The organism is Rhizobacter sp. (assembly GCF_031412075.1).
Taxonomy (GTDB): Bacteria; Pseudomonadota; Gammaproteobacteria; order Burkholderiales; family Burkholderiaceae_C; genus Rhizobacter.
Window position 1 is genome coordinate 1 of sequence record NZ_JANOCG010000431.1, and the last position, 4,038, is coordinate 4,038.

The following is a 4,038-nucleotide window of genomic DNA, read 5'->3' on the forward strand; positions in this document are numbered from 1 at the left end:
TACCGAGATCGGCGAACCGTATGAGACGCAGGCGATCCCGCCCGAGCTGATGGCGAAAGCCATCAGCGCCCGCGCTCGCCTGGTCGAAACCGTGGTCGAGCAAGACGACACCGTGCTCAACGCCTACCTCAACGGCAGCGAGCCCACGGTGGCGCAGCTGCGTGCCTGCATCCGCGCCGGCACGCTGGCGGGCGCGTTCGTGCCCGTGCTGGCCGGTGCGGCGTTCAAGAACAAGGGTGTGGAGCCCTTGCTCGACGCCGTGGTCGACTACCTGCCTGCGCCGCAAGACGTGCGAGCCGTGGAGGGCCAACCCGAGCCCGACCTCGACGGCCCGCTGGCGGCGCTCGCCTTCAAGGTGGTGAGCGATGCCCACGGCGCGATGGTGTTCGTGCGCGTCTACCGTGGCCGCCTGCGGCCGGGTGACGTGGTGATGAACACCAGCACCGGCAAGACCGAGCGTGTGGCGCGACTCTACGAGGTGCATGCCGACAAGCACGAGGAACGCCAGGTTCTGGAGGCGGGTGACATCGCGGGCGTGGTCGGCTTGAAAGACACGCTCACGGGCCACACGCTGGCCGACCGCCAGCACCCGGTGGTGCTCGAGCAGATCAGCATCCCCGAGCCGGTGATCCACGTGGCCGTGGAACCCAAGACACAGGCCGATCAACAGCTGCTCGGCAAGGCCTTGCACGCACTCGTGCGCGAAGACCCGAGCCTGCGCATCCGGCAAGACAGCGAGTCGGGCCAGACGATCCTGTCGGGCATGGGTGAGCTGCAGCTGGAGGTGACGCTCGAGAACCTGCGCACACGGCACCACGTGAACGTGTCGACCGGGCGGCCGCAAGTGGCCTACCGCGAGACGATCACGCGGCCGGCCGAGGTGCGGCACCTGCACAAGAAGCAGAGTGGCGGCCCCGGCCAGTACGCCGAGCTGACGCTGCGGCTCACGCCTTTGCCACGTGGCGAAGGCATCCGCTTCGAGAGCCAGGTGGTGGGCGGCGCGATCCCCCGCGAGTTCCTTCCCGCGGTGGAGGCCGGCGTGCGCCGCGCGGCTGAGGCCGGTGTGCTGGCGGGCTTCCCGCTGGTCGACTTCCAGGCGACGCTGGTCGATGGCAGCCACCACGAGCGCGATTCGTCGACGCTGGCCTTCGAGCTGGCGGCGGGCGCTGCCTTGCGCGAAGCTGCGGCAAAGGCCACGCCGGTGGTGCTGGAGCCCTTGATGGCCGTCGAGGTGGTGACACCCGCCGACCACCTGGGCGACGCGATCGGTGACTTGAACAGGCGGCGCGGCACGATCCGCGCGCAGCACAACCGCGGCAACGCGGCGGTGGTCGAGGCGCATGTGCCACTGTCGGAGATGTTTGGCTACATCGGCACGCTGCGTGCGCTCTCATCGGGCCGGGCGCAGTATTCGATGCAGTTCGACCACTACGCGGTGACGCCGCCGCAGGTGCAGGCTCAGCTCACCCAGCGGTGAGCGCGCGGGGGCGCGTTGCTTCTTGAAGCAACGCGCCCTCAGTAATTGATGTTATAGCGGTAGCCCTTGTAGGCCAGCACCGCTGATTTCAGGCTGATCTGCTCCAGCACCAGCCCGCCCGTCACCTTGTCACCCTCATGGAACACCTGGCCATTCAAGATCAGCATGCGGTTGGCGGGCGTCTGCGAGTACATCGCGCCGCCAATCACCAGCTGAGGCAACTCGCGGCGAATCTGCTCGGGCAACTCGTTGAAGGCCATCGCCGGGCGCACAGGTTCGGCTGCCGACGCTGACGCTGGCGCGGGCAGCTTGGCCGCCGCGCGCGGTGGCGGCTTGCGTTCAGCGGGCGGTGCGGCGACGGGCGCTTTCGGCGCCACGGCCACCGGGTTGGGCGTCGGCGGCGGCAGTTGCGGCGGCGGCGCGAGCGGGGCCACCACCGCCGGGGCCATCACCGGCGCCGCAGCAGGCGCCACGGCCACGGGTGGAATAACTGGCTCCGGCGAGCTGCTCCCCATGAACTGCCAAGCCAACACGGCGGCCAGCACCAGCGAGAGGCCAATCACCGCCCACAGCAAGGGCTGCGCGCGCCCGCCACGCTCGTCTTCGTCTTCGTCGGCGAGGGTTTCGGGCAGCTGCTTCGCATGCAGGCTGGGCACCGCGCCACGCTCGCGCTCGGAATCGGCGCGTCTGAGTGCATCGAGGATGTAAGACATGCCCCGCCTTTCAGTTGGCAGCCGTGTCGGCCTGGAGACGTGGTTCGTCCACACCGGCGACCCGATTGAGTTGCATCACGGTGATGGGCCCTGCCCTGCCATCGGGCTTGAGCCCCTGTGCGAGCTGAAAGCTGGACACCTTGGCCTGCAAGGCGGCATCCAGTTTCTGCGTACCCACCGGGTGTACCTCACCATGCACCTTGGCCAGTTGCACCGCCAGCCAGTCGATGGCGGGGCCGGCCTGGGCGAAGGTCACCTTGCTCTGGTAACCCTGCGGCGAACGCCACAGGGTGGCGAACTCGCCGCGCCACTGGCGCGACAAGGCCAGCAAACCGACCGTCTGCGTGACACCGCCCGCACGCAGGGTGGCGCTCTGGTTCGTGAGCGCCACCAGCACGGCATAGGCCGGTTTGCCAGCGTCGTCGTACAGCGTGAGCACGCTCGGGCGGCCCAGCTGGCGGATCAGAGCCAAACCCCCATCGCTCTTGAAACACTGCAACTGCTGCTGCGCGGCCGACTGGCAGGGATCGCCCTCGCCCAGCGAGGCCTTCCACCAGGTACCGAGCTCGCGCCAGGCTTCGTTTTCACTGCGCAGGCGCAGCGTGATCGCCGCTGCCGGGTCCGCGATGGCACTGCTGGCGGTGGTGGGCCGGCTGGCAGCGGCCAGCGATGCGCTCGCCGCGGCCGACGCTGCCTTGGCGACCGGTTCCGCGGGCTGCCGCTGCGCCCCATTCTGGGCCGCAACCCAATTGATGATGCCGAACAAGGCTGCCCCGGCGAGCAGGCCGGCGCCCGCGGCGAACAGTGCCACCCGCGTCAAACGTGTGGCGGGCAAGGCCGCGATGTCGCTCTCGCCGAATACCTCAACCGCGGCCTTGTCGACGGTGTCGCGGTTCACCCGCGAGCGGCCGCCGGCATACGCGCCCAGCAAGGCGCGGTCGCACAGCAGGTTGATGCGGCGCGGCACACCGCGCGACAGCTGGTGAATGCGGCTGCGCGCGTCGCGCTCGAAGGGCACCAGGCCACTCAAGCCCGCCACGCTCAGGCGATGCCGTATGTACTGCGTGGTCTCGGCCTGAGACAAGGCCTTCAGGTGATAGCGCGCGGTCACGCGCTGGGCCAGTTGCTCCAGGTCGGGCCGGGCCAGCATGTCGCGCAGCTCGGGCTGGCCGATCAAGATGATCTGCAGCAGCTTGCGCTCGCTGGTCTCGAGGTTGGTCAACAGGCGCAGCTGCTCCAGCACCTCGGGCGAGAGGTTCTGCGCCTCGTCGATGATGAGTACGTTGTTCAGCCCCACCGCGTGGGTCTTGAGCAAGAACTCGTTGATCGGGTCGAGATACTCCTTGACCGTCTCGCTGCGAAGCCGATCCGGGTCGAGCGGGATGCGGAACTCCTCGCACACCGTCTTCAGAAGCTCGACCACCGTGAGCTTGGGGTTGAAGATGTAGGCGACATTGCAGCGCTTGGGGATCTGCTCCAGGAAGCAGCGGCACACCGTGGTCTTGCCAGCCCCAATCTCGCCCGTGAGCAGCACCACCCCTCCGCCACCCCGCACGCCATAGAGCAAATGCGCCAGCGCCTCGCGGTGACGCTCGCTCATGTACAGGTAGCGAGGGTCGGGCGCGATCGAGAAGGGCTCTTGCCTGAGACCGAAGAATTTCGCGTACATCGTGGGGGCGAGTCTATCCCCGGGTCGTGTCGCGACGAACAAGCGGTTACGCGACGGCGGGGTTTCGCTCCCTCATGACAAGCGCTCGATGATCGTCACATTGGCCAGCCCACCGCCCTCGCACATGGTCTGCAGGCCATAGCGTTTGCCACGTTGCCGGAGTGCATGAACCAGAGTCG

Annotated in this window: 3 protein-coding genes; 1 reads left to right on the forward strand and 2 read right to left on the reverse strand. The window is 68.2% G+C overall.

Annotated features, from left to right (window positions below):
* Positions 1 to 1,477 (forward strand): EF-Tu/IF-2/RF-3 family GTPase (locus tag RMO40_RS16185; RefSeq protein ID WP_309723611.1); only part of this gene is annotated, 1,477 nt, incomplete at its 5' end.
* Between the two features lie 38 nt (positions 1,478 to 1,515).
* Here RMO40_RS16185 and RMO40_RS16190 read toward each other — a convergent pair.
* Together RMO40_RS16190 and RMO40_RS16195 are read right to left on the reverse strand one after the other, a co-directional pair.
* Positions 1,516 to 2,190: a general secretion pathway protein GspB gene (locus RMO40_RS16190; protein ID WP_309723614.1), complete on the reverse strand. Its 675-nt coding sequence runs from the start codon at positions 2,188 to 2,190 to the stop codon at positions 1,516 to 1,518.
* 10 nt (positions 2,191 to 2,200) lie between these two features.
* Positions 2,201 to 3,859, reverse strand: a complete 1,659-nt coding sequence (locus tag RMO40_RS16195) for an AAA family ATPase (RefSeq protein ID WP_309723617.1) — start codon at positions 3,857 to 3,859, stop codon at positions 2,201 to 2,203.
* Between the last annotated feature and the right edge of the window lie 179 nt (positions 3,860 to 4,038).